At 69.8% G+C, this 3,582-nt stretch carries 5 protein-coding genes and 1 pseudogene; 4 read left to right on the top strand and 2 right to left on the bottom strand.

Features of this window, described 5'->3' with window-relative positions; translation table 11 throughout:
• Both C4S70_RS18760 and C4S70_RS18225 read left to right on the top strand, forming a co-directional pair.
• Positions 1–675 (top strand): annotated as a pseudogene (locus C4S70_RS18760) (hypothetical protein); the annotation flags it as partial.
• Complete coding sequence (locus C4S70_RS18225; protein WP_104009500.1) at positions 672–896, top strand: DUF7220 family protein; 225 nt, start codon at positions 672–674, stop codon at positions 894–896. The pseudogene C4S70_RS18760 and the gene C4S70_RS18225, both read left to right, overlap by 4 nt.
• Before the next feature lie 51 nt (positions 897–947).
• Here the strand turns inward: C4S70_RS18225 and C4S70_RS18220 are convergent, their stop codons facing one another.
• A complete protein-coding gene (locus tag C4S70_RS18220; protein WP_104009499.1) occupies positions 948–1,463 on the bottom strand; it encodes a DUF3489 domain-containing protein in 516 nt (171 codons plus the stop codon).
• 95 nt (positions 1,464–1,558) lie between these two features.
• Complete coding sequence (locus C4S70_RS18215) at positions 1,559–1,828, bottom strand: hypothetical protein (RefSeq protein WP_104009498.1); 270 nt, start codon at positions 1,826–1,828, stop codon at positions 1,559–1,561.
• Positions 1,829–1,938: 110 nt separating this feature from the next.
• On the opposite strand from C4S70_RS18215, the gene C4S70_RS18210 reads away from it, so the two are divergent.
• Together C4S70_RS18210 and C4S70_RS18205 are read left to right on the top strand one after the other, a co-directional pair.
• Complete coding sequence (locus tag C4S70_RS18210; protein ID WP_104009497.1) at positions 1,939–2,499, top strand: hypothetical protein; 561 nt, start codon at positions 1,939–1,941, stop codon at positions 2,497–2,499.
• Positions 2,450–3,582: phage terminase large subunit family protein (locus C4S70_RS18205; protein WP_200822817.1), on the top strand; the 1,133-nt coding region annotated here is incomplete at its 3' end. The genes C4S70_RS18210 and C4S70_RS18205, both read left to right, overlap by 50 nt.

Raw genomic sequence — 3,582 nt, 5'->3', positions numbered from 1 at the left:
CGGCTCGTCGCCGCCTGCCGACCGAAGCTCGTCTTCGGCGAGCAGGTCGCGAGCGCGGCAGTGCTCGGAAAGGTTGGCGGCACGGCTCGAACAGCAGCTGAAGGTTCGGCTGGCTGGACGTGGTTCGACGCTCTGGCGGCTGACCTGGAAGCGGCATCTTACGCCGTCGCGGCGGCCGATCTGCCGGCTGCGGGCCTCGGCGCGCCGCACATCCGCCAGCGGCTGTTCTTCGGCGCCGTCGCTCTGGAACCGGGCGGGCTGGGCGACAGCCTCGGCGCGGGATTACAAGGACGGATCGGAATGCCGGGCGGTGCCGATCAACGCGCTGCTGGGCCGGCAGGTCTGGCTCGCGGGCTGGCCGACGGCAATGGCGGGTTCGCCCGCGACGGCGGCGTACAACGCCGCCGGCAACACCGATGCGAGCCGCAGGACGGTGAAGCTGGTGGACTGGTCGAAGGCGCCGACCCCGCCGGGACCTGCGCGACGGACGGCGTTTGGCGAGATCCGGACTGGCTCCTCTGCCGCGATGGCCGCTGGCGGCCCGTTGAACCCGGAACATTCCCGCTGGCTGAGGGGATACCCGGCCGCATGGGGCTTTTGCGGGGCTACGGCAATGCGATCGTGCCGCCGCTCGCGGCGGAATTCGTGACGGCGTTTCTGGAGAGCCTGCGATGAAGCAGAGCCGGATCATGTCGATGGTCGAGGCGGCAACGAATGTCGTCGTCGGCTACGTTCTGGCCATCGCCACCCAGATCGTCGTGTTCCCGTGGTTCGGGATCGAGACTGGGCTGGCGGAGCATCTGACCATCGGCCTCGCCTTCGTCGGTGTATCGCTGGTGCGGGGCTATGCGCTGCGACGGCTCTTCGAGGCGCTGCGGATGCGCGGGACGAAATAAGCACCGCCGCCCGTTTGGGGCGGCGGCTACAGAATTCTGGCGGACCGGGTGTCAATCGCTGGCGATGCGATAGACCCGTCCGCGCCCCTCGACCTTCTCGGAGGTGATCGTCAGGCCTAACTTCTTCTTCAGCGCGCCCGACATGGCCCCCCGAACCGTATGCGGCTTCCATCCTGTGGCGGCCGCGATCTCGTCGATGGTCGCGCCGCCTTCGGCGCGGAGCATCTCGATGAGGATTTTCTGCTTGGTGCCCTTCCGGCGCTGGACCGGGGCGGGCGGCGCGTTCACCGGAGTCTCATCCGGCGCATCCGTGATCCCGAGGGTGCTGTAGGCCAGCGGAGTGGCGCGGAGCGTGATCGGGCCGCGCTCTTCGTCATGCCACCAGACGGTCTCGAGATCGGTCGCCGGGACCTCCTCGATCAGCCCGCGCTTCAGCAGGCTCTTGCAGACGTTGCCGACGGCGCCGCCCTTGAGGCTGGCGGTGACGGGGAAGATGGCTCCGTCCTCGCGCGCGCAGGCGGTGGAGAGGATGACGGCTTGGGCGTCGGAAAGCTGGATCTGGGTCATGGGGTCGTCTCCTTGATCGGGGCCGCGACCGTCGCGGCCCTTCCACGACCCCGAGCCGCGCCTCGGCGCGGCGGGAGTTCCGGCTGGGCCGGGGATCATTCGTTGGGCGCGTCCTCGCCGAAGGCGAAGGCCGTGATCTTGGCGAGCCGCTCGGCGATGTGGTCGAGGCTGCCGACATGGCTCCAGTTCACCTCGTCCGGGCCGACGTTGAAGTGATCGTCGCTGAGCGCCTGCAGGCGGGCGAGCATCTCGTCGATCTCGACCTTGCGCGACACGAAGGCGGCGAGCGCGGCTTCGTGGTTGCGCCGGGCCCTCTCGGCACGGAGTTCATGCCGGGGTGTGGTCTCGGGGTTCAGGCGGGTCATGGCTGGCTCCGTGGTGAGTTGCATCGTCCTTGTGGGATGGACGTTCGCTCCACGCGCCCGGCTTATCAACTCGATAAGCACCTGACTTTGAATGATAATCGGAGCCCGTCATGCGGGGCATGAGCGAGCGCCAGTATGCCGCCCATTGCGGGTTGTCGCGCGGCGCGATCCAGAAAGCGAAGGCCGCCGGCCGGCTGGTGCTGCACGAGGATGGCAGCATCGACGCGGAGGCCAGCGATGCCCTGCGCGCGCAGACGACCGACCCATCGAAGACCAGGAAGGCGCCGAAAGAGCAGAGGCTGAAGCCCGTCCCCGAGGCGGCCGTCTCCGCCGTCGGCGACACGCTGCGCGAACAGGGGTTGGCCGCGCCCGCGACCGGCGGTGGTACGACCTTCCTGCAGGCGAAGACGGCGCATGAGGTGCTGAAGGCGCAGGAGCGGCGCATTCGGCTGCAAAAGCTCAAGGGCGAACTCGTCGACCGCGCGCGGGCCGAGACGCTGGTCTTCCGGCTCGCGCGCGAGGAACGCGACGCGTGGGTGAACTGGCCGGCGCGGGTGGCTGCGCTGATGGCGGCGGAGTTGGGAGCGGATACGGCGGCCATGCAGAAGGTTCTGGAGGCCCATGTCCGCGCCCATCTCGAGGAACTCGCCCAGCCCCGGATCGCCCTCTGAGGATATCGCGGGCTTCGACGGGGCCGAGGCGCTGCTGCGGGCCTGGGGCCGCGGGCTCACGCCCGATCCCTGGCTGACGGTCTCGGAATGGGCCGACAGGCATCGCTGGCTGAGCTCGCGGGCGAGCGCGGAACCGGGTCGCTACCGGACGGACCGCACGCCCTACATGCGGGCGATCATGGACGCGCTCTCGCCCGGCCACTCGGCCCAGCGGGTCGTGTTTATGAAGGCCGCGCAGGTCGGCGCGACGGAAGCTGGAAACAACTGGATCGGGTTCGTGATCCACCACGCGCCCGGCCCGATGCTCGCCGTCCAGCCGACGGTGGAGCTCGCCAAGCGCAACTCGCGCCAGCGGATCGACCCGCTGATCGAGGAAAGCCCGGCGCTGAAGGAGCGCGTCCGGCCCGCCCGCGCCCGCGACAGCGGCAACACGCAGCTGTCGAAGGAGTTCGCGGGCGGCGTGCTGGTGATGACCGGCGCGAACTCGGCGGTGGGGCTGCGCTCGATGCCGGCGCGCTACGTCTTCCTCGACGAGGTCGACGCCTATCCGGCCTCGGCCGACGAGGAAGGCGACCCCGTGGCCCTTGCCGAGGCGCGCTCGCTGACCTTCGCGCACCGGCGCAAGGTGTTCCTGGTCTCGACGCCGACGATCCGGGGACTCTCCCGGATCGAGCGGGAATACGAGGCAAGCGACCAGCGGCGGTTCTTCGTGCCGTGTCCGCATTGCGGCGCGATGCAGTGGCTGCGGTTCGAGCGGCTGCGCTGGGAGAAGGGCAAACCGGAGACGGCGGCATATCATTGCGATGCCTGCGAGGAGCCCATCGAGGAGCACCACAAGCCGGCGATGCTGGCGGCTGGCGAATGGCGGGCCACCGCGAAGCCCCGCGATGCGCGGACGGTGGGGTTTCATCTCTCGGCGCTCTACTCGCCGCCGGGGTGGAAGAGCTGGGCCGACATCGCGCGCGACAAGGAGGCGGCGGCGGGGTCCGACGAGGCCGAGCGGGTGTTCCGCAACACGGTGCTGGGCGAGACCTGGATCGAGACCGGCGACGCGCCCGACTGGCAGCGAATCGCCGAGCGGCG

The sequence above is a fragment of the Jhaorihella thermophila genome (assembly GCF_900108275.1).
Classification (GTDB): Bacteria; Pseudomonadota; Alphaproteobacteria; order Rhodobacterales; family Rhodobacteraceae; genus Jhaorihella; species Jhaorihella thermophila.
The sequence above is the reverse complement of the archived record's forward strand: the minus strand, read 5'-3'. Positions and strand labels throughout refer to the sequence as shown.

What these genes read in the sequence shown, in the direction of transcription:
- C4S70_RS18225 (WP_104009500.1), top strand. Translation starts at nt 672, where the DNA reads ATGAAGCAGAGCCGGATCATGTCGATGGTCGAGGCGGCAACGAATGTC.
- C4S70_RS18220 (WP_104009499.1), bottom strand. Translation starts at nt 1,463, where the DNA reads ATGACCCAGATCCAGCTTTCCGACGCCCAAGCCGTCATCCTCTCCACC.
- C4S70_RS18215 (WP_104009498.1), bottom strand. Translation starts at nt 1,828, where the DNA reads ATGACCCGCCTGAACCCCGAGACCACACCCCGGCATGAACTCCGTGCC.
- C4S70_RS18210 (WP_104009497.1), top strand. Translation starts at nt 1,939, where the DNA reads ATGCGGGGCATGAGCGAGCGCCAGTATGCCGCCCATTGCGGGTTGTCG.